Genomic DNA, 20,756 nt, shown 5'->3' with positions numbered 1-20,756 from the left:
ATCAACCCTTCCCGCTTGGCGTTCGGGCTGGGCGATTCGATTTGTGCAACTCAATCAGTGCGGTCACCTCCTCGTGCCGGGCAGCCAAGTGCTTCGCGTGCAAGGCCAGAATCTCAGCGGCTTCCGCTGCAGTGATTTCTCCGTCCTCCAGCGCCAGGGCAAGAAACTGGTCAACCCGACCGCGCTTCACAGAAGTACGCAACGAGCGCTGGTGCATGTCTACGTTGTCCAACTCACCAACCTCAGGCAGGCGAACAAATACGCCGCCGTACATCGCGCAGATGTAGTCCGGCAAGAAGGTAGTTTTGGCTTCAGTCTCAAGCGTGCAGACCTCATCGTCGGTGAGGGGTCTGACACCTGCCGACTCGTAAATTCGGTTCTTGAAGCGCTTGAGATTCTCTTCGCCAAGAAAGTCAGAGGCGTATGCAAGCCCACCAGGGAATGCATTGGCAGAGGCAATGACTGCTTTGCGACGGGTGTCTAGCACTGGCGATTTCATCGTCTAGTTTTCTCTCGGCGCCGTTGCGCTCAAAGTTTGCTCATGAAATGGGCAGCATCCGGCGACGCGACCTTTTTGCGCTTTGGACCGGGAATGGTCTGAGCTCTTCAGCTGTGAAAGAGCCATCTGCGTGTTCCGTAACAAAAACGTCACGGCCTGCCTGCAGAGCTTTATTTACTGAACTTTGGGTCATACCTAACAAATTTCCGGCCTTGGTCTGCCCCTTCTCGGTAGCAAATTGGCTGAGGGTAATTTGACGCACTGTCCGATCTCCGGTGGTGTATCTGAAGCAATAATATCTCCCATGGAGCTTTTTTAATCAACTCCAAAGGAGATGGCAATGTATCTCCACCGGGAATACTCTTCGGAAATGAAAAATGACAGACGACCATTGCTTGACTGGGAAAAGACGGAGTGCGCCGCATTAAAAGCGGAGCTGGCTTCCTACAATGCGCGTGCCCCTAAAGGCGAGAAACTGACTCAAGAAGAGATCGCGCTCTCCGTAGGCATGAGCCAAGGCACGCTTAGCAGTCACTTGAATGGTAACCGTGCGCTCAACAAGGAAATGGCAGCTGAGATAGCTAAAATGCTTGGCATACCCGTAGAGCGGTTTAGCCCCCGGATCGCGAAAGAAATCTCTGATTTAGCGATTGCTGCCAATGCTGTTCCATCAGTCGAATCATTGCAGTCAAACGTCGAGCCAGGCCCGCCAATTATCAGCTCTCCTCGTCGAATCGATATTGTTGGAACAGCGCAACTCGGTCACGAAGGCTACTGGACAAGTCTTGACCAGGCTGCTGGCTGGGTTGAGACCTACTCCAGAGATGAGGACGCCTATGCACTCCGACTGAAGGGTGACTCGATGGCTCCGGCAATTCGTAGTGGCTGGATCGCCGTTTGCGAGCCCAATCACCGACTAGTGCCTGGTGAGTATGTGATGATCACCACTACCGATGGCCAAAGCATGGTCAAAGAACTTCTCTTCGAAACCGACGAAGACGTCAGCCTCATGTCGATAAACACGGCATACGGTGAACGACTGACGATCGCTCGGTCTGATATCGAGAATATTCATTACGTAGGGGCGATCCTTGCCCCCAGTAAAGTATTGGGCAGAATCTAAATCTGATCCGTTCAATTTGCCCCCCTGATGCCTCCCTCCTAAAGCCCGCCAACAGCGGGCTTTTTTATTAAATGATTGTTTTTAATCATTAATATTTAGCGCTAACAAGGCAAACCGCTCAGTGTATATCCATACACAAATGGAGCAGTGCTATGGCAAAACCACAAAACAAACCAACATTGCCGGACTCATTTGAGCTTCTCGGTCTCCGCATCCAAAAAATCATCAGCGCCCCAACCGCCCAGAAACGAAAGACAGCCGTCATTCGTAAAACCTCAGATGAATGCCCACGAGATTGGAAGCGACTCCTTGAGGACATAGCCGATACCGAACACGTAACGTTGAGCCCAGAAGAAGACGACGCCATCCGTGTCTCCTGGAGACTGCCAGCCAATATTTGATCGCCATAAAAACTCGCGCAATGCGGGTTTTTTTATAGCCATCGGAATATTTATCTCCTGTGGAGTTGACTTAAATAGCTCCACGGGAGATATTTAAGCCGTTGCCACGAAATAGACCGGCGACGCGGGATCTCCCGCTGCTCTTTAACAACCTCACAGATACAAGGCTGTCACCAGCAAAAAGACTAACGCACCCGGCGTGGACGACTCCTACCTAAGTGCGCCGTATCTGAGTCCCGCTGACAGCCCAAACAAATTTCACTACATGGCCTTGGCAACAGGGCCATGTGGGAAATCCCCTCCCCTGTATGAGGAAACACCATGTTCGGAATGAAAAAACTCTTCGGAAAACAAGTCGGCAACGCCCAGGCCGAAATGAAGAAGGTCGTTAACCGCGACTTGATGCAGGCCATTGTCGGTGGCGGCCTATTGGTCGCTGCGGCTGATGGTGAGATTGAAGCCAGCGAGGTTTCCAAGCTGGATGAGTTGATTCGCTCCAACCCGAATTTGACGCACTTCGGCAGTGAGATCACCGAAACCATCAATCGTTTTACAGGTCAGTTGAACGCCAACTTTCAAGTAGGTCGATTGGCGATCAAACGAGAACTGGCCGACATCAAAAACGTTCCGGCCGACGCGGAGGAAGCCTTCGTCAACATTCTTGCCGTTGCCCAGGCTGATGGTCAGATCGAGCCAGCAGAGCTGGTGGTGCTCAAGGAAATTGGCATGCACTTCGGTCTGCGCCTGGCTGACTACGGTATCGAGGCGTGAAGTACGCGACAAAGGTTCTGCTGATCCTACTGGCACTGATCGTCGGCTGCATGTTGCTGAGCAACGTAGCCTCTCGGGCCACTTGCTCCTACTACGGCTTCCAGACTGACCGAGAGACCCGCTACGCCGCCTTTGTTGGCTGCATGGTTCAGGTTGACGGTGCGTGGTTTCCCCGTAATGAAATCCGCGTAATGCAATGACGTTTCACTGATGCCGCTTCTTGCAAGGCGGCATTGGGAAACCCACTCACGCAAGGAAATGGATAATGCTGATTTTGACTCGCAAAGAAGGCGAAAGCATCAACATAGGCAACAACATCACGATCACAGTGCTGGGGGTTAGCGGCAAACAGGTACGTATCGGAACTAGCGCACCAAAGGATGTCCAGGTGCATCGAGAAGAAATCACCCAGCGCATTCAGGCGGGTTTGTCGAAGTCCGCGATGGCACCACCTGCGATCACTTAAGCAGGTCTTTGTGACGCAAATATTGGCCCGGTTCCGATCGGGCTTTTTTACGCCTGCAATTTATCAAGCAGCCCCCTTCCCTGCCCAATGGCCACCAGCAGGTGGCCGGACTGCTGATGAATACACCTAACCGACTCCGAGGGATCAACCATGCATCCATCGTTTCAAGAGCGCATCGATGACCTCGGTGCGCCGCTGCAAGAATCAAGTGCCGTCCGGGTCGGGTACTTCGCCCGTATTGGACAACCAGCCCCAGCCAAACCGGTGCGCTACCAAATCGCCGGCGGAAGCTTCGGCATGTACCAGATTAAAGACCTCACCACTGGCAAGACTTGCGCCTTCCGTAGTACCTACAAGGCCGCTCATGACCTTGCCATGCAGTTCGAAGCAAAGGCCAATCGCCAAATTGCGGTGACGCTATGAAAAAGCGAAAGCCCAATAACATGCGTACCCGGTTAGAGCGAGCGAGCCGGGCACTGCTCAATGCCAATCACGTCGCGGTGGTCCACATCGACCCCAGCGGACGCCAAGGGATGATCAACAGAAAGAGCTGCAAGAGCATCCCGCCAGGACAACGCATGGCCGAAGCAGTCTGCGACTTTGCCCATCGCTGGACGATCTATGTCAGCGTCCAGTGTCGAGATCAGCGCGGCCATCGCTACACCAAATCGGTAGAGGTCGCCCCTCAAGGCAACTATCTGGCCGCCCACCTCGAAGACGTGATTGAGGACACCTACAAAACCCTGGTCGCCGAGAGCAATCCGAATCATCGAGTCGCGTCGGGCTGGATCGCCATCCCTACCGAGATATCGCTGACTGAAGAACAGGCCGCCCGGGTGTTTGACGCCGCGGGTGTCTGGAGTCAACAGAGGGCTGCATGAGACGAATCAACAACCAGGTGCGACAGCGCCGACGACAGACATGGCTGGATCTACCGGCCCACGGAATTGAAGAGACAGGCCATGGCCGAGGAACAACAGTTGCCGACAGCGGAAGCCAGCAAGAAGCGCCAGAAGGACGCGGCCAACAACGCCGCGCTGGGCATCGAGAAACTCTAACCCACCAGATCTTTAACCCCATCTTTGACAGCTTATTTAGCATCCGGAAAAAGAATTAATATTTCTTCATTCTGACCGAACGCCTCTAAATCCAACTCAACTGCATGCATAGGATCAAGCAACAGCTCTGGATCCAAATTATCGAACAACGCGTGCTTATAGATGAATCGCTGAAATTTTTCACCCCTAGGTGAAAGTGAATTGTAAAACAAAATAACCAGTTCATAATCAGACAGCAACGACCGCACTACTAATCCAAAGTTAGCATCACCTTTGTAATTAGAACTTTCGACAAAACGAAAAACCGAATATAAGCTTCGAAAATAAAGACTCAAATCTGCGCGAGCGATTTGATATAGAAGTTCGTATGAAACGGCATGCGTTGCATCTGAACCATCAACGGACAAATGCTCCTGTATAGCACGGAGGCTTTCAGACCAGTCTCTAAAACAGTCGCGACCGCGCGCAATCACTTCGTTGGTTGACCTGTTTTGCAAATCGAAGTTCCGCACCACTTCTTGCTGCTGCTCTAGCATGCTATAAAATTGCGACTCAACCTGTTGATTTGCAATCTGGGCACGAGTTTCAGACAAATCTTTCCTCTGAAAAAGAAGTGTAATCAGTACGCCGGAGAATGCGAGCCCGGAAAAAAGGGCGTTCAACGTGCCAAAACTATCCCCGAATACACCATCTCTAACCCTATCCGGTACATTTAAAAAAGGAATATTCCACAGTAAAACAACCAGATAACTACCATATATGGTGAATACTGCACATAAGACGACTGCAACTCTGCAATAGCTAGCGAGCTTATCTCCAAGACTATTGGCATGTATAAGCAAGCGATAGCCTAAAAAAATAAAACCAGTCAAAAGCAGGCAGTAAAAATACCCGCTTGCACTCGAAAAAGATGAATTCAAAAATATATCTGAATACTGATCTGATGCTCCCGCGACCCCCATCAAATTACTGTGTCCAAGAGTCTCGGTATTTATATCAAACCAACTCACTTTAACAACTCCCCTGTCCGCGTTCTCGGCGCGCTCAATTTAAAACAGATCTAATACAGCATCCTAACCCAAAGTGCCACTATTCCGCATCCGGACACGGAGGCGGCGAGGATCCCCTATGTCCGCACAACAGAATTTGCCTCAGTTCATCCACCGCCAGCCAAGCATGGGCTTGCCGTTCGAAAAAGAACTGGTAGTTGACCTGTTCGCCGGTGGCGGCGGCGCTAGCACCGGGATAGCCCGGGCGTACCGGGAGCCGGATGTCGCGGTAAACCACAATCCTATCGCCCTAGCTGTTCACCGCGCCAACCACCCGCGGACGGCCCACTATGTCGCGGACGTGTTCGAGGTGGATCCGGTCCATGCCACCGGCGGCCAGCCGGTTGGCATTCTCTGGGCCTCGCCGGATTGTCGGCATCACAGTAAGGCCAAGGGCGGTGCACCGCGTGACCGTGGGGTTCGCGGGCTCGCCTGGGTGGTGGTTCGCTGGGCGCATGCCACCCGGCCGCGCCTGATGTTTCTGGAGAACGTCGAGGAGTTTTGCGACTGGGGGCCGATCGATGAGGAAGGCCAGCCAATCAGGGCCGAACGCGGGCGCACCTTCAATTCATTCATTGCCGCGCTCAGCACCGGGCTGGCGGCCGATCACCCCGACATGCCAGAGATCCTGCAATCGATCGGCGAATACGTGCCGGCGGAAAGTCTGGTGCGCGGCCTCGGCTACAACGTCGAATGGCGCGAGCGCATCGCGGCCAACGCCGGTACCCCGACCATCCGCAAGCGTCTGTACCTGGTGGCCCGCAGCGACGGCAAGCCGATCGTCTGGCCAGCGCCAAAACGCCATAAAGTGCCGACGGCGAAACAGCAGCCATGGCGCACCGCTGCCGAGTGCATCGACTGGAGCAACCTCGGTCGCACGATATTCCGCGAAAAGCCGATGGCGGTGAACACCATGCGCCGCGTGGCCAAGGGCTGCTGGCGCCATGTGCTGACCAGCACGAAACCATTCATTGTCCCGATGCGCGGCACATCGCAAGCCCATACCAGCACCCACGGCGTCGACGAAGCACTGTCGACCATCAGCGCCGGCGGTACCCATCACGCACTTGTGCAGCCCGTAGCGGCGCCGTTCCTCACGGAGTGCGCCAACGGTTCAGCCCAGCGCAACTTCGATGTGCAGGAACCGCTGCGCACCCAGGTCGCTCAGGTTAAAGGTGGCCACTTCGCAATGGCGGCCGCGAACATGGTGACACTGCGAAAAGGCTCAATCGGAGCTGAAATAACCGAGCAACTCAACGTGGTGGCCACCAGCACCGGTCACCATGCGGTATCAGCTGCGTTCTTCGAGCAGGCGAACGGCGGTTACTACAAAGGCGGCGGCCGTTCGGCCTTCGACCCCATCTCTACCCTCTGCCAATCCGGCGCCAATCAGCGATTGGTGAACGCCTACCTGGTGAAGTACTACGGCAACGAGAAGGACGGCATATCGCTCACCGAACCGATGCACACCCTGCCGACAAAGGACCGGGTTGCACTGGTTGAGGTGGTGCAGGTGCCGGACACGCTTACGCCGGAGCAAATGGAAGGCGCCCGCCGCTGCGCCGCATTCATGCATGAGCATCTGCCGGAGCACTTCAAAGATCCGGCCGAAATGGTAATGGTCGGTGGCTATGTGCTGGTAGACATCACCCTGCGCATGCTGCAGCCGCCAGAGCTGAAAGCTGCGCAAGGCTTCGACAAGGACTACATCATTGATCGCGGGCTGTTCGTCGACCCTGTGACAGGTGCCGAAGAGTGGCGCGACATCAACAAAACTGACCAGGTGAGGCTGATCGGCAACAGCGTTTGCCCGGATGAGGCCGAGGCATTGGTCAGTGCCAACGCCGCCGACATTATCGAGCTATACCAGCGCCTCGCGGCATAACCCCTCCTCTCACTGCCTCCGTTTAAAACGCGAGCAAGGCAACGCTTGGCATGGAGAAACATCATGGAATCCGAAATTCTCTCAGACGAAGAACTCACGGATCTCACCGGCTACAAGGCTAGGGCTTACCAGAGGCGCTGGCTGGTGGATCGTCAATGGGTGTTCGTTGAAAGCAGGGGCAAGCGGCCACTGGTTGGCCGGATGTACGCCCGCATGAAGCTGGGCATGATCTCCCCGGCCATTGCCAATCCCAGCCCTCCTCCTACGGCGCCGGCATGGACGCCCGACTTTTCGCGAGTGAACTGATATGCGCCCCCGCAATACGGAAAATCACCACCTCCCCCCTCGGATGTATCAGCGGTCTCGAAAGCGTAAAAGCGGCCAGGTATGGACCGCGTACTACTACCGCGACCTCTTAGGGAAGGACATCCCGCTGGGAAAGGATCTGGATAAAGCGAGGATCAAGTGGGCGGAACTTGAAGCCAAAGAGAAACCCTTGGACTTGCGCACCATGAAAGGAGTATTCGACCGGTATATCCGCGACATCATTCCGAAGAAGGCCGCTCGTACGCAGAAAGACAACATGGCCGAGATCAAGCAGCTCCGCCCCATGTTCGACAGTGCTCCGATCGACTCAATCACTCCAGCAACAATCGCTGGCTACCGAGATGCTCGGACGGCAAAGGTCCGAGCCAATCGGGAGATCGCGACCCTTTCCCACGTATTCAACATGGCGCGGGAGTGGGGCCTGACGGAAAAGGAAAATCCCTGCCAGGGTGTGCGCAAGAACAAGGAGGTGCCGCGGGACTATTACGCAAATGATGTGGTGTGGGATTCGGTTTACAAGAAGGCAGCTCAGGAGCTGAAAGATGCGATGGACCTGGCCTATCTGACCGGGCAGCGGCCGGCAGACGTCCTGGTGATGAGAAAGGATGATGTCGAAGGTGGCTATTTGATGGTGCAGCAGAACAAGACACACAAAAAGCTTCGCATCCAGGTGATTGCAGGAGGTTCGGCAAACACTTTGGGCAAGCTGATCGCACAGATAACCGAGCGCAACACTGGGCATGTTTCGAATTACCTGATCGTCAGCCGTCATGGAAAGCGGATGACCGCGACGATGCTGAGAAAGCGCTGGGACATGGCACGAGAGAAGGCTAGGTTGGCTGCTGTCGAGATAGGCGACGAACTGCTGGCAGTGAAGATCGGTGGATTTCAGTTCCGGGACATCAGGCCGAAGGCTGCTTCGGAAATCTCCGATGTCGGCGAAGCGAGTCTGCTGCTTGGGCACACGAAAGGCGACATTACCGAACGGGTTTACCGCCGAGTCGGCGCCATTGCCAAGCCATCAAAATAGCCTGAGAAACAGTTCCAGAACTCAAAGCGGGCCCCTTGTAGAATGCGGTCTGTAGAGGTGCTGAAGAATAAAAGTAATGGAACGGAAAACCGCTGCACGCCCTAGCCTGATTGACTTTAAATATCGGTCTTGAAAACCGTCGACTGTAACAGGTCCATGAGTTCGAATCCCATCGCCTCCGCCATATTTGTACCGACAAAGCCCTGATTATTCAGGGCTTTGTCGTTTCTGGGGTTTGGGAATCGGTGCTGCTTTTCAGAGCCGTTACAAAACCATTTGGTAACCCCTCGACCAAGCTGAAAGCGCCGCTATAGGGAAAAGGTCGCCAGCTGACCTTCTTGACCGGCAGTAAACGGCTGTGGATTCAGCCGGTCGCGACAGGCAGTAATCATCCGATCCGCTCTTCCCGCAGAGATCTCGCGGCCCTCGGCCCGAAACCTTCTCGGCCGCTTAAACCTTCCAGGCAATCCCCATCCGTTGCTGCTTTAGCAGAATCCTCAAAAAAACAAAATGATTCCACCTGGCCAATTCGTGACCGATTGGTATTCGCTGTGAACGCTAAATTGGCACGTGTCGATATCAGGCAAGGAGGCGGCGTGAACAGGTAACTGAATTATCGAACAAGCCGGGTAAGGTGGCGCCTCTTTTCATGGAAATAACCACATCGCGACGATGGGTTTGATAAGTACGGCAGCGTTTGAAGGGTGCCACTTTCAGGAAGCGGCAGCAGGAAACGATGATGATCCGTTGCCCCCATCACTTCGCTTAAATGTCGATCAGCAGAGAAAAAAAACCCGATGATTAGCCCGAGCTCCAAGGATTCGAATGGCCAATTGGCACAGGGCTTCAAGCCTCGTCACGTAACAATGCTGTCAATCGCCGGGATTATCGGCGCCGGTTTATTCGTTGGCTCAGGACATGCCATTGCAGCTGCTGGCCCGGCCGTCCTGCTGGCCTACCTATTCTCAGGCCTGCTTGTGGTTCTGGTCATGCGTATGCTCGGTGAAATGGCGGTGGCCAACCCGGACACAGGCTCGTTCTCCACCTATGCCGACCAGGCAATAGGTCGTTGGGCAGGCTTCACCATCGGTTGGCTGTACTGGTGGTTCTGGGTACTGGTGATCCCTATCGAAGCACTGGCCGCCGGCCATGTGTTGAACCAGTGGTTTCCCCAGATCGATGCCTGGCTGTTCGCCCTGGTGTCGATCATTGCGTTGGTGATCACCAATCTGTTCAGTGTCTCCAAGTACGGCGAATTCGAATTCTGGTTTGCCATGGCCAAGGTGGTGGCAATCATCGGTTTCATCGGCGTGGGTTTTGCCGTGTTGATGGGCTGGGTGCCCGAACGGGAGGTCAGCGGCTTGAGCGGCCTGATGGCCGAGCATGGCGGATTTGCCCCCAACGGCCTGTCGGCGGTAGTCGGCGCTTTCATCACCATCATGTTCAGCTTCATTGGTACTGAAGCGGTCACCATCGCCGCCGCCGAATCCGACAATCCCTCGCAGAACATTGCCAAGGCCACGCGTTCGGTGATTTGGCGCATCGGCGTGTTCTACCTGTTGTCGATTTTCGTGGTCATCTCCGTGGTGCCCTGGAACGATCCGCTGCTCGCCCAGGTAGGCTCCTACCAACGGGCACTGGAGATCATGAACATTCCCCACGCCAAGTTCATGGTGGACGTGGTGGTGCTGATCGCCGTGGCCAGTTGCATGAACTCCTCGATCTACATTGCTTCGCGCATGCTGTACTCGCTGGGTCGTCGTGGCGATGCGCCGAAGGCGCTGAAGGCGACCTCCTCCGAGGGCGTGCCGCGTGCAGCAGTCATCGCCAGCACCGTGCTGGGCGCGGCGATCACCGTGTGGAGCTACTTCATGCCCGCCGGGCTGTTTAACTTCCTGCTGGCCAGCTCCGGCGCGATTGCCCTGCTGGTGTACCTGGCCATTGCGGTGTCGCAACTGCGCATGCGCCGGATGTTGCGTCGGCAGAACGTTGAGCTGACCTTTCGCATGTGGCTGTTTCCATGGCTGACCTGGCTGGTGATTGCGTTCATTTGCGCAGCGCTGGCAGTCATGATGATCACCCCGGAGCACCGTACCGAAGTCAGCACAACCATTGGCCTGGCGCTGGCGATTTCCTTTATCGGCCTTGTGACGTCGCGTCACCCTGCGCAGGCTGCGAGGGTGACGTCAGTGGGATAAACCAAGGAGGTATTTGCGCCAAACCTACTCCCTACGCCAAGGCTGGGGAGTATTACCAGCTCCTGCGTCTCAGGCCGTAATCGCTCTCTGTGAGGACATGACCACGATGTCATCGAACTCCACCGTGTCCGACGGTACGACTCAATCCGTTGGTTTTCTGCTGCTGGATAAATTCACACTTATTTCCCTGGCGTCCGCAGTAGAGCCACTGCGCATGGCCAATCAGTTGTCGGGACGAGAGCTATATCGCTGGCATACGTTCAGCCCCGATGGAGAGCCTGTCTGGGCCAGTGACGGCGTGCCGATCACTCCGGATGCTTCGTGGAACAATCCATTAGTGGCGGACACTGTAATCGTGTGCGGTGGTGTTGGAATCCAGAACGTGATTACCCGCGAGCACATTACCTGGCTGCAAGCATTGGCGCGTCAATCCAGACGGTTGGGAGGTGTGTGCACCGGTAGCTGGGCGCTCGCCAAAGCCGGGCTGCTCGACGGCTACGAGTGCAGCGTGCATTGGGAATTTTTGGCCGCCATGCAGGAGGCTTTCCCACGAGTCAGCATCAGCGCGAGTCTCTTCACCCTGGACCGAAACCGATTCACAAGCTCCGGGGGAACAGCGCCGCTGGACATGATGCTGCACCTGATTGGTCGCGATCATGGTCGTGAATTATCCGCAGCCATCTCTGAGATGTTTGTTTACGAGCGCATACGCAACGAACAGGACCATCAGCGGGTTCCGCTCAGGCATGTGCTGGGAACTCATCAGCCTAAGTTGCAGGAGATCGTCGCGTTGATGGAAGCCAATCTCGAGGAACCGATCGACCTGGATAACCTTGCAGAATACGTTGATCTGTCACGTCGACAGCTGGAACGGCTATTTCAGAAATACCTTCACTGTACGCCGTCACGCTACTACTTAAGGTTACGTCTTATTCGAGCGCGACAACTGCTTAAGCAAACATCATTGTCGATCATTGAGCTGGCGTATGTATGCGGTTTCGTGTCCACACCACACTTTTCCAAGTGCTATCGCGAGTACTTTGGTGTTCCACCTAGCGACGAGCGTTCCGGCTCTGAAATTCGTCGAAAACCGGCAACGCTCGCGACTACACAGCAGTCATCAACTAAACCACTGACAGCGCTCGACCAGGCACGAAACGAATCGACTTTTGCCAGTGTTCGAATGATTGATCGTTTCGACTTGGCGCAATCGTGCTGACAGGACGTCCCTGCCACCCCATTCATCCGTAGTGCATGGGTTTACTCAATAAGATCACGCAGGAGATTTGACGTGCACATTGGTGTTCCTCTCGAAACCCAGACCGGTGAAACACGGGTTGCTGCAACCCCGGAAACCATCAAGAAGCTGATCGGCCAGGGCCATAAGGTCACTGTACAAAGCGGCGCCGGCATTAATGCCAGCGTTGTCGACAGTGCCTATGAAGCGGCAGGCGCAAGCATTGGCAGCGCCAACGATGCGTTTGCTGCCGAGCTGATTCTGAAGGTGGTCGCGCCCAGCGACAGCGAGCTCGCCCTGATCAAGAGCGGCACCGTAGTGGTGGGCATGCTCAATCCGTTCAGCAATGAAACCATCGCCAAAATGGCCGAATGCGGCATTACCGCCTTTGCCCTGGAAGCCGCGCCGCGCACCTCCCGCGCCCAGAGCCTGGACGTACTGTCGTCGCAAGCCAACATCGCCGGCTACAAGGCTGTGTTGCTGGCCGCGCACTACTACCCGCGTTTCATGCCAATGCTGATGACCGCTGCGGGCACCGTGAAAGCGGCCCGCGTGCTGATCCTCGGTGCCGGCGTGGCCGGCTTGCAGGCCATCGCTACCGCCAAGCGCCTGGGGGCGGTGATCGAAGCGTCTGACGTGCGTCCTGCGGTAAAAGAACAGATCGAATCCCTCGGCGCCAAGTTCGTCGACGTGCCTTACGAAACCGATGAAGAGCGCGAATGCGCCGTCGGTGTCGGCGGTTACGCCCGCCCGATGCCGGCCAGCTGGATGCAGCGCCAGGCCGCGGCCGTGCACGAACGCGCCAAGCAGGCGGACATCGTTATCACCACCGCGCTGATTCCGGGCCGCAAGGCGCCGACGCTGCTCAGCGCGCAAACCGTGGCCCAGATGAAACCGGGTTCGGTGGTCATCGATCTCGCGGCCGCCCAGGGCGGCAACTGCCCGCTGACCGTGGCCGACCAGGTGGTCGTCGAAAATGGCGTGACCATCGTGGGCCCGACCAACCTGGCCAGCGCCGTGGCGGCTGACGCTTCGGCGCTGTACGCCCGCAACCTGCTGGACTTCATGAAACTGTTGTTCGATAAAGAAGGACAACTGGTGATCAACCTTGAAGACGATATCGTCGCCGCGTGCCTGATGTGCCGCGACGGCCAGATCGTGCGCAAGAACGGCTGAGGATAAAAACAATGGAAGACATGCTGATCTCTGACGGTATCTACAACCTGATCATCTTCGTGCTGGCGATCTATGTCGGTTACCACGTGGTCTGGAACGTCACGCCTGCGCTGCACACCCCGTTGATGGCGGTGACCAACGCGATCTCGGCGATCGTGATCGTCGGCGCCATGCTGGCAGCGGCCTTGACCGTGACGCCACTGGGCAAGACCATGGGCACCCTGGCCGTGGCCCTGGCCGCGGTCAACGTATTCGGTGGCTTTTTGGTCACCCGCCGCATGCTGGAAATGTTCAAGAAGAAAGCGCCGGCAAAAGCTCCGGCCGCCAAAGCTGAAGCAGTCAAGGCCGAGGTGCAGCAAGCATGAGCATGAACCTGGTTACTTCCCTGTATTTGATCGCCTCGGTCTGCTTCATCCAGGCGCTCAAGGGCCTCTCGCACCCCACCACGTCGCGTCGCGGCAACCTGTTCGGCATGCTCGGCATGGGCCTGGCGATCCTCACCACGGTCGGCCTGATCTACAAACTCGGTGCCGAACTGGCCCAGGACGGTATCGTCTACGTGATCATCGGCCTGCTGATCGGCGGCACCGCCGGTTCGATCATGGCCAAACGCGTTGAAATGACCAAGATGCCGGAGCTGGTCGCCTTCATGCACAGCATGATCGGCCTGGCCGCGGTGTTCATCGCCGTGGCTGCCGTGGTCGAGCCGCAGTCGCTGGGCATCGTCAAGCAACTCGGTGACGCGATCCCGGCCGGTAACCGCCTGGAACTGTTCCTCGGTGCCGCCATCGGTGCAATCACCTTCTCCGGCTCGGTGATCGCCTTCGGCAAGCTGTCGGGCAAGTACAAGTTCCGCCTGTTCCAGGGCGCACCGGTACAGTTCAGTGGCCAGCACAAGCTGAACCTGCTGCTGGGCCTGGCCACACTGGGCCTGGGCGTGACGTTCATGCTCACCGGCGACTACACCGCTTTCGGCGTGATGCTGGCGTTGGCCTTCGTGCTCGGCGTGCTGATCATCATCCCGATCGGCGGCGCGGACATGCCCGTGGTCGTGTCGATGCTCAACAGCTACTCCGGCTGGGCAGCGGCGGGCATCGGCTTCTCGCTGAACAACTCGATGCTGATCATCGCCGGTTCGCTGGTAGGTTCGTCCGGTGCGATCCTCTCGTACATCATGTGCAAGGCGATGAACCGCTCCTTCTTTAATGTGCTGCTCGGTGGCTTCGGCAATACGGCGGACGCGGCCGGCCCGGCGGGTTCGAAAGAAGCCCGTCCGGTGAAGTCCGGTTCGGCCGACGACGCGACCTTCCTGCTGACCAACGCCGACACCGTGATCATCGTGCCGGGCTACGGTCTGGCGGTGGCACGTGCTCAGCACGCGCTGAAAGAGCTGACCGAGAAGCTGACCCATCGCGGCGTGACCGTGAAGTATGCGATCCACCCGGTTGCCGGCCGTATGCCCGGCCACATGAACGTGTTGCTGGCCGAGGCCGAAGTGCCTTACGACCAGGTGTTCGAGATGGACGACATCAACTCCGAGTTCGGCCAGGCCGACGTGGTACTGGTGTTGGGCGCCAACGACGTGGTCAACCCGGCCGCGAAGAACGATCCGAAATCGCCGATTGCCGGCATGCCGATCCTCGAAGCGTTCAAGGCCAAGACCATCATCGTCAACAAGCGCTCGATGGCCAGCGGCTACGCCGGCCTGGACAACGAACTGTTCTACCTGGACAAGACCATGATGGTGTTCGGCGACGCTAAAAAGGTCATCGAAGACATGGTCAAAGCCGTCGAGTAACCCTCTGCGCAACACTGAAATGACGCGCCCTCCCCTATCCTGCGAACGTTATGCTTTCGCAGGACAGGGGTGAAGATTTATAGACGAACGCTGGCAAAGGTTGACTCGTTACGTGCCTGGCTCAACGCTGACATCGAACCGGCCAGCGGCGACAGCACCAATGCTTGCGGCAGCGGTATCATCGCCACCTGCTGCGTGGTATTGGAGCCGACGCGCTCGTCACGCGGCGGAATGCCGAAGTACTCGCGGTAGCACTTGGAGAAGTGCGGCGTGGACACAAAGCCACAGATCGACGCCACTTCGATGATCGACATCGGCGTTTGCTTGAGCAACTGGCGCGCGCGAACCAGGCGCAGTTTCAGGTAGTAACGCGACGGCGAGCAGTGCAGGTACTTCTGGAACAGGCGTTCGAGCTGACGACGGGATACGTCGACATACACCGCCAGTTCGTCCAGGTCGATCGGTTCTTCGAGGTTGGCCTCCATCAACGCGACGATTTCCTGCAGCTTCGGTTGATTGGTACCGAGCATGTGCTTGAGCGGCACGCGCTGGTGATCCTGTTCGTTGCGGATGCGCTCGTAGACAAACATTTCCGAGATCGCGGCGGACAGTTCACGCCCGTGATCGCGGCTGATCAGGTGCAGCATCATGTCCAGCGGCGCGGTACCGCCGGAGCTGGTGAAGCGGTTACGGTCGAGGGTGAACAAACGGGTACTCATTACTATCCGTGGGAAAGCTTCCTGCATCGCCGCCAGGCACTCCCAGTGCACACTGCAATCGAAACCATCGAGCAGTCCGGCGCAAGCCAGGGCCCAACTGCCGGTGCAGACCGCACCGAGTCGGCAAGCCTTGCGGGCCTGGCTTTGCAGCCAGGATACGTGTTCACGGGTAACGGTGCGCTGGATGCCGATACCACCGCAAACGATGACGGTATCCATCGGCGGGGCTTTGTGCATGGAGGCGTCAGGGGTGATTTGCAGGCCATCACTGGCCCAGACCTGGCCGCCATCGACGGTGAGGGTGGTCCAGCGATACAGCTCGCGACCGGACAACTGGTTGGCCATCCGCAGCGGTTCTACAGCGGACGCCAGAGAAATCAGCGTGAAATTGTCCAGCAACAGAAAGCCGATGGATTGAGGCGCACGGTTCTGGGGTTGGGCCCCGGAGTTGAACGTCGTCATCGCGGTATCTCCTCACACAAAGCGGGTGATTGGCCTCAGGCAAAGGCTCTTTTTATACCCCCATCCAAAAGTGGGTGGGTTTGTTCCTATTCAACCTGCAAAGGTCATACCCAATTACCTATGGTTGAACGGATCCAAAAACGACATCGCCCAATGTCTCTACGCTGAGGGTTTGCAGGGCGGGAGCCATAAGGAAAACGCTTGATTTTGAGCCTGTGCTTATCAAGCTTGTGCACATTCGTAGCACATACGCGAGAGATGTCTATAAACGACGACTTATTTGTCACCGACACTCACATGTCGGTTTTTGAAAACAATAATGACCAGTGCCCCGATTTTGGGCTGACACAAGCGTCATGCGCTATAAAAGTGATCTGCGACCGGTTGAATCCACAACCCATAGCTGCCTTTCAAAAGTGGTTGAAATTCGGCCATCAGGATGACCGTTCAGCCGTGCAGATAAGCCGGCAAGCCTTACCTGCCCGATTGCCGGGTAAGCAAGTGGATTAGCACATCATCGTCGATTTCGAAGACCACTGACTTTGCGTCGATTTCCGTTAGGAACTCACGACTACTCACTAACGTCAAATGGCGACCTCTGATGAGGCCGCCATTTTTCAGCTGATTTGATCAGTTGCCGTTTGGCATCGACAAGTTGATGCCTTCTTTTTTCAGGGCATCACGCACGGTTTGGAATTTCTGGTACTGCGACAGCTCGATCGGCCCGTCATAACCCATGCTTTGCAATTTGCGTGGCGGGTAATCGACGTAGGTTTTCATTAGCTTCATGATCGCCGCCGAGATCGGCACCATAGTCCAGGTACGCTCAGTAAAGTTGTTCATGAAGAGGTCATAGCGCTCTTGCGGGTCTTGCCACAAATCAAAGACTTGCGGCACGGTGGCCACGTATTTTATTGCGCCTTTCCATCCTAGATTAGTGTCCACGGCCAGACCACCGGTTGCCGCGCCATCATCGCCGCGCAGGTTGAATACGGCCTTATAGTTTCCGACACGGGCCGCACCCGGGGACAATTCGTTCTCAGTGAAATAGAACCACTCCTTGCGCGGTGAAGGGCCGTTGCCAGTGAGTACTGGCGTCATATCATAGCTGTCGAAGAGGATTGGCTGACCCTCGCGATCTTTCTCGGGCAACTTCACGCCAGCCACAGAGGCGAACGTCGCCATCAAATCCAGGCCACCGAGAATCTCGTGGTTTTTCGTGTCCGGCTTGATCTTGTCTGGCCAGACGGCAATGGCTGGTACCCGATTACCCCCCTCACGCACTGTACCCTTGGTCCCGCGAAATGGGGTGTAGCCGGCATCCGGATAAACATCCTGCCAGGCCCCGTTGTCAGTGGTGTAAACCACCAGCGTGTTTTTATCCAGGCCGAGTGCCTTGAGCTTGTCCATGATGCGGCCGATGTGAGTATCGAGTTCGACGACAGAGTCGGCGTACTTGGACTTGGACATGGACTTATGAATGAACTCCGGTGCTGGCATGTTCGGCTGGTGCACTTTCATGAAGTTGACGTTGATGAAAAACGGCTTGTCCGATTTGGCCGCGGTGTCTAGAAACTCCAACGCAGCTTTTTCGACATAGTTGTCAAAGAACGGTATGCCGACCACGCCAGGTTTGCCGTCCACCACAGGTGTGTCCACGTACTGACCATTGACCTTGAACTCTTCGACCGGCTTTTCACCTGCCTTGCCGGACAACGCGCCTTTGGTGACCTTTTCAAACATCGCACGGGTTTCCGGATCCATGTCGGGGAACCATGTCGGGTCTGCGTAGGTGTAGGCATTGAGGTGATACAGGCCGACGTATTTCATCACGTCATAACCTTGAGCATTGGGAAGGGCATAGTCGGCTTCACCCAAATGCCATTTGCCAGTGAAATAAGTGTCGTAGCCACCGGTTTTCAGCACCGATGCCAGCGTCCATTCGGCGGCGGGCAAGCCACCGCCCTGGCCCTGGAAGGCCACGGTGGTCATGCCGCTACGATTGGGGATGCGCCCGGTTTGCATGGCCGCCCGACCAGGCGTGCAGCTTGGTTGCGCATAAAAAGAGTAAAAAGTAACACCTTCTGCCGCCAGCTCATCAATACTGGGCGTAGGCATGCCGCGACCAACCCCACCGCCGTAGGGACCCAAGTCGCCATAGCCGGTGTCGTCGGAGACGATAAACAGGATATTGGTTTTTTCCGTTTGAGCGGCGTGAGCAAGCCCGTTCAATGACAATAGTGCAGCAAACACGACAGACAGCTTGAAACGATCCGATAGCTTGTCCATACCAGCAATCCTCGTTGTTTCATTGTGTTGGCAACCTGGTGATGAGTGCACAACTACATTGACACTTGGTGCGTTGACCACCGAGTAATTAGCCTAGGTATTGAGTACAGAATCATTTCCCCCTTGCTACATGACCATGCACAAGTTAAGGCGCAGGATAGAGTTTAGTGCGGTTTTTCAGATGTACGTGATGAGTGCTCTGGCTGTATCAATAGAAGTTTTCTGAAGAAACCTTCTTCTGTTTCGGTCTAATAAAGTTTAGGGACACTCCTTTCAATGGAGAATGTTTCGCCCCGTTGTAGAGGGGGACGACTGATCGATGGCTCAAGGGAACATTAGTTGATACGAGTTAATCCGACTGGCCGGAGACAGTATTTTTCCCCGTCGAACATAGTTCAGATACCTGATCTAAGCTCATTGGCGGCAGGGTCATCCTCAGCCTTGTAACCGCGACACAACAACCCAAGCTCTCAATTTCGAGAAAGGAGTTGGTAGTGAACAATGGCGTTCGACTTGTTCCTTTCATTACCTTTGCGGTGGCATGGCCCGAAATTAGCCTCGCTGCCGATAGTCAGGCCGAGCTGGCCAAGCAAACGCTGAATCCCGTCGCCGCACTCTACAGCGTACCTATTCAGTACAACTGGAACCAAAAACTCGGCCCGAGCGGTGAGGGCTACCAAAGTGTCACCAACATCCAGCCAGTGCTGCCATTCAGTATTAATGACGAGTGGAACCTGATCTCCCGAACCATCCTGCCGATCATTGATCAGCATGGTCTGGTACCTGGCGGGCAGGCGGACAAATCCGGTATGGGAGATGTGACCCAGAGCTTCTTTTTTTCACCCAAGCAGCCGACTTCCAGTGGCTGGATTGGGGGGGCAGGACCGGCCATTCTGGTTCCGACCGGCAGCGATGAGCTTTTGAGCAGTGAGCAATGGGGGTTGGGGCCCACAGTGGTGGCCCTCAAACAGAGCAATGGTTGGACCCGCGGCATTCTGGCCAATCACATCTGGTCGCTGGAAAACAGCCCGCCCGATGACAAGGACAAGGTCAACGCGACTTTCCTGCAACCTTTCTTCAGCTACACCACTCACACCTACACCACCTTCGGCATCAACACCGAATCCACCTATGACTGGCAGACCCGCGAATGGTCAGTGCCAATCAACCTGTTCGTCACCCAGTTGTTCAAAGTGGGGCATCAACCCATGACCCTGCAAGCAGGACCACGCTATTGGGCAGACAGTCCGAAAGATGGTGCCGAGGGTTGGGGATTCCGGGTGGCGTTTACACTGTTGTTTCCCAAGTGAGTGCCAAAGCTCAATGGAGCATGTTAAGCGTCTGCTTTTGGCCGGTTTCTGCCTGTCGCCACCCGCAGCAACAGGTATCTGTCCAGGCACCTTTTACATACCGCCATATTGATACACCGTCGCACTCCAATACTGGCTGCCGTTACGTTTTTGGCGAACCCATCCATCTGCCACCAGTTGTTTGGCGATCATTCGATTCATAAAGCCATGACCGAGCAGCAGAACCGGTCCTTCGCTGGCAAGGGACTGAAGTCGTCGAGCTGCCGTGCTGGCGCGCATCCTCGCAGTGCCGGCGGATTCGACTCTGCGTGAGTAACCGCACAACCATAAGACTCGAAGGATAAATGCCCATGTAAACGGCGATAGCCGTGGCAGTTTCCAGTGACCATAAGGCAGTTGCGCTTCACAGAAAAGCGCGTCGACAAGGGCGGGCTTCAGGCCAAGAGCCTGGACGGAGGTCAGCGCACGAGGCGCGCTGCTTGAGACAATCACCGTGGCGGTTGCGGCGAGCTGCATGCTGGCATCCGGAACGGGTTGGTCGGTTATTTCGGACTGGTTGTATTGCTCGATCCAGTCTTTCATATCGAGCGCTGACATCTTGTCGGTTGCGACCAGCTTTGGCTGGCCGTGACGCATCAGGATTATTTCCCTACTCACAGTATGTTTACGTCCTTGTTCAGGTGTGCGGTCAATGTGGAAGAAGTGCGGTTCCGGGAACTTAAGGTTTGACTCTCGAACCAATCGTGATCGCGGTACCACGCCACCGTGTCGGTGATTGCCAGCCTTAGCGCCCGGAATCTCAGGCCAAGCTCTTGTTCACTTTTGCTGTGGTTGAAGCAGGTGCGGTCCTTCTCCCCTACTATCGCCATAAATGGGGGACTACACCCACTCAACCGGGTGTTTACCACCAAACTTGAGGAATATTCCCCACTTCCCCCTTCTCTGGCTTAAAACACTC

The 20,756-nt window shown here is 56.0% G+C and carries 22 protein-coding genes and 1 pseudogene; 16 read left to right on the top strand and 7 right to left on the bottom strand.

The genetic code is table 11. From position 1 onward, the window contains the following. Window position 1: 1 nt before the first annotated feature. Together AC1RP7_RS16555 and AC1RP7_RS16550 are read right to left on the bottom strand one after the other, a co-directional pair. The gene (locus AC1RP7_RS16555) at window positions 2–499 is read right to left on the bottom strand and encodes a YmfL family putative regulatory protein (RefSeq protein ID WP_493183072.1); all 498 of its coding nucleotides are present in this window, start codon (window positions 497–499) and stop codon (window positions 2–4) included. A 40-nt stretch (window positions 500–539) separates the two neighbouring features. Further along, window positions 540–761 (bottom strand): Cro/CI family transcriptional regulator, encoded by a 222-nt coding sequence (locus AC1RP7_RS16550; RefSeq protein WP_081500267.1) that lies wholly within the window; start codon window positions 759–761, stop codon window positions 540–542. 78 nt (window positions 762–839) lie between these two features. Here AC1RP7_RS16550 and AC1RP7_RS16545 point away from each other — a divergent pair, with 78 nt between their 5' ends. The 7 genes from AC1RP7_RS16545 to AC1RP7_RS16515 all read left to right on the top strand — a co-directional run bounded on the left by AC1RP7_RS16545 (window position 840) and on the right by AC1RP7_RS16515 (window position 4,141). Next, entirely contained in the window at window positions 840–1,622 is a 783-nt protein-coding gene (locus tag AC1RP7_RS16545) for a LexA family transcriptional regulator (RefSeq protein ID WP_407516850.1), read from the top strand. Between the two features lie 152 nt (window positions 1,623–1,774). After that, window positions 1,775–2,023 carry a DUF1654 domain-containing protein gene (locus AC1RP7_RS16540; RefSeq protein WP_493183075.1) on the top strand — a complete coding sequence of 83 codons (249 nt, stop codon included), beginning with the start codon at window positions 1,775–1,777 and terminating at the stop codon, window positions 2,021–2,023. A gap of 321 nt (window positions 2,024–2,344) precedes the next feature. Continuing rightward, window positions 2,345–2,794 (top strand): tellurite resistance TerB family protein, encoded by a 450-nt coding sequence (locus tag AC1RP7_RS16535; protein ID WP_060540004.1) that lies wholly within the window; start codon window positions 2,345–2,347, stop codon window positions 2,792–2,794. Continuing rightward, entirely contained in the window at window positions 2,791–2,994 is a 204-nt protein-coding gene (locus tag AC1RP7_RS16530; protein WP_493183077.1) for a hypothetical protein, read from the top strand. The genes AC1RP7_RS16535 and AC1RP7_RS16530 overlap by 4 nt, the downstream gene beginning before the upstream one ends. 65 nt (window positions 2,995–3,059) lie before the next feature. Continuing rightward, a complete protein-coding gene (gene csrA / locus AC1RP7_RS16525) occupies window positions 3,060–3,260 on the top strand; it encodes a carbon storage regulator CsrA (protein ID WP_493183079.1) in 201 nt (66 codons plus the stop codon). A 150-nt stretch (window positions 3,261–3,410) separates the two neighbouring features. Beyond that, window positions 3,411–3,683 carry a hypothetical protein gene (locus AC1RP7_RS16520; protein ID WP_493183081.1) on the top strand — a complete coding sequence of 91 codons (273 nt, stop codon included), beginning with the start codon at window positions 3,411–3,413 and terminating at the stop codon, window positions 3,681–3,683. Next, window positions 3,680–4,141, top strand: coding sequence for a hypothetical protein (locus AC1RP7_RS16515; protein ID WP_493183082.1), 462 nt, complete (start codon window positions 3,680–3,682; stop codon window positions 4,139–4,141). The genes AC1RP7_RS16520 and AC1RP7_RS16515 overlap by 4 nt, the downstream gene beginning before the upstream one ends. Before the next feature lie 209 nt (window positions 4,142–4,350). Here AC1RP7_RS16515 and AC1RP7_RS16510 read toward each other — a convergent pair whose 3' ends face one another. Beyond that, window positions 4,351–5,328 carry a putative phage abortive infection protein gene (locus tag AC1RP7_RS16510; RefSeq protein ID WP_493183084.1) on the bottom strand — a complete coding sequence of 326 codons (978 nt, stop codon included), beginning with the start codon at window positions 5,326–5,328 and terminating at the stop codon, window positions 4,351–4,353. A 118-nt stretch (window positions 5,329–5,446) separates the two neighbouring features. Between AC1RP7_RS16510 and AC1RP7_RS16505 the strand changes: the two genes are divergently transcribed. The 8 genes from AC1RP7_RS16505 to AC1RP7_RS16470 all read left to right on the top strand — a co-directional run bounded on the left by AC1RP7_RS16505 (window position 5,447) and on the right by AC1RP7_RS16470 (window position 15,018). Continuing rightward, a complete protein-coding gene (locus AC1RP7_RS16505) occupies window positions 5,447–7,252 on the top strand; it encodes a DNA cytosine methyltransferase (protein WP_493183085.1) in 1,806 nt (601 codons plus the stop codon). A gap of 63 nt (window positions 7,253–7,315) precedes the next feature. After that, window positions 7,316–7,558 (top strand): DUF4224 domain-containing protein, encoded by a 243-nt coding sequence (locus tag AC1RP7_RS16500; protein WP_493183086.1) that lies wholly within the window; start codon window positions 7,316–7,318, stop codon window positions 7,556–7,558. Window position 7,559: 1 nt separating this feature from the next. After that, window positions 7,560–8,609, top strand: coding sequence for a tyrosine-type recombinase/integrase (locus tag AC1RP7_RS16495; protein ID WP_407516863.1), 1,050 nt, complete (start codon window positions 7,560–7,562; stop codon window positions 8,607–8,609). Window positions 8,610–9,406: 797 nt separating this feature from the next. Further along, complete coding sequence (gene gabP / locus AC1RP7_RS16490) at window positions 9,407–10,807, top strand: GABA permease (protein WP_493183087.1); 1,401 nt, start codon at window positions 9,407–9,409, stop codon at window positions 10,805–10,807. A 106-nt stretch (window positions 10,808–10,913) separates the two neighbouring features. Further along, window positions 10,914–12,026: a choline metabolism transcriptional regulator GbdR gene (gene gbdR, locus AC1RP7_RS16485; protein WP_371318482.1), complete on the top strand. Its 1,113-nt coding sequence runs from the start codon at window positions 10,914–10,916 to the stop codon at window positions 12,024–12,026. 72 nt (window positions 12,027–12,098) lie between these two features. Further along, window positions 12,099–13,220, top strand: a complete 1,122-nt coding sequence (locus AC1RP7_RS16480; RefSeq protein WP_102685615.1) for a Re/Si-specific NAD(P)(+) transhydrogenase subunit alpha — start codon at window positions 12,099–12,101, stop codon at window positions 13,218–13,220. An 11-nt stretch (window positions 13,221–13,231) separates the two neighbouring features. Then, window positions 13,232–13,585 (top strand): NAD(P) transhydrogenase subunit alpha part 2, encoded by a 354-nt coding sequence (locus tag AC1RP7_RS16475; protein ID WP_057712569.1) that lies wholly within the window; start codon window positions 13,232–13,234, stop codon window positions 13,583–13,585. After that, on the top strand, window positions 13,582–15,018 hold the full coding sequence (locus tag AC1RP7_RS16470) for an NAD(P)(+) transhydrogenase (Re/Si-specific) subunit beta (protein WP_493183993.1): 1,437 nt from the start codon (window positions 13,582–13,584) through the stop codon (window positions 15,016–15,018). The genes AC1RP7_RS16475 and AC1RP7_RS16470 overlap by 4 nt, the downstream gene beginning before the upstream one ends. 77 nt (window positions 15,019–15,095) lie before the next feature. Here the strand turns inward: AC1RP7_RS16470 and gbdR (AC1RP7_RS16465) are convergent, their stop codons facing one another. Together gbdR (AC1RP7_RS16465) and AC1RP7_RS16460 are read right to left on the bottom strand one after the other, a co-directional pair. Continuing rightward, entirely contained in the window at window positions 15,096–16,199 is a 1,104-nt protein-coding gene (gbdR, locus tag AC1RP7_RS16465; RefSeq protein WP_493183430.1) for a choline metabolism transcriptional regulator GbdR, read from the bottom strand. Window positions 16,200–16,829: 630 nt separating this feature from the next. Next, on the bottom strand, window positions 16,830–18,488 hold the full coding sequence (locus AC1RP7_RS16460) for an arylsulfatase (RefSeq protein WP_057714255.1): 1,659 nt from the start codon (window positions 18,486–18,488) through the stop codon (window positions 16,830–16,832). A 524-nt stretch (window positions 18,489–19,012) separates the two neighbouring features. Between AC1RP7_RS16460 and AC1RP7_RS16455 the strand changes: the two genes are divergently transcribed. Next, on the top strand, window positions 19,013–19,798 hold the full coding sequence (locus tag AC1RP7_RS16455) for a transporter (protein ID WP_493183432.1): 786 nt from the start codon (window positions 19,013–19,015) through the stop codon (window positions 19,796–19,798). A 93-nt stretch (window positions 19,799–19,891) separates the two neighbouring features. On the opposite strand, the gene AC1RP7_RS16450 is transcribed toward AC1RP7_RS16455, so the two are convergent. Both AC1RP7_RS16450 and AC1RP7_RS16445 read right to left on the bottom strand, forming a co-directional pair. Then, window positions 19,892–20,434, bottom strand: a complete 543-nt coding sequence (locus AC1RP7_RS16450) for a histidine phosphatase family protein (protein ID WP_493183426.1) — start codon at window positions 20,432–20,434, stop codon at window positions 19,892–19,894. A 17-nt stretch (window positions 20,435–20,451) separates the two neighbouring features. Further along, window positions 20,452–20,661: pseudogene (locus AC1RP7_RS16445) on the bottom strand (oxidoreductase); the annotation flags it as partial. Window positions 20,662–20,756: the final 95 nt, after the last annotated feature.

The sequence above is a fragment of the Pseudomonas sp. GW822-FHT01E03 genome (assembly GCF_058802985.1).
This window is presented reverse-complemented; position numbering and strand designations above follow the sequence as displayed.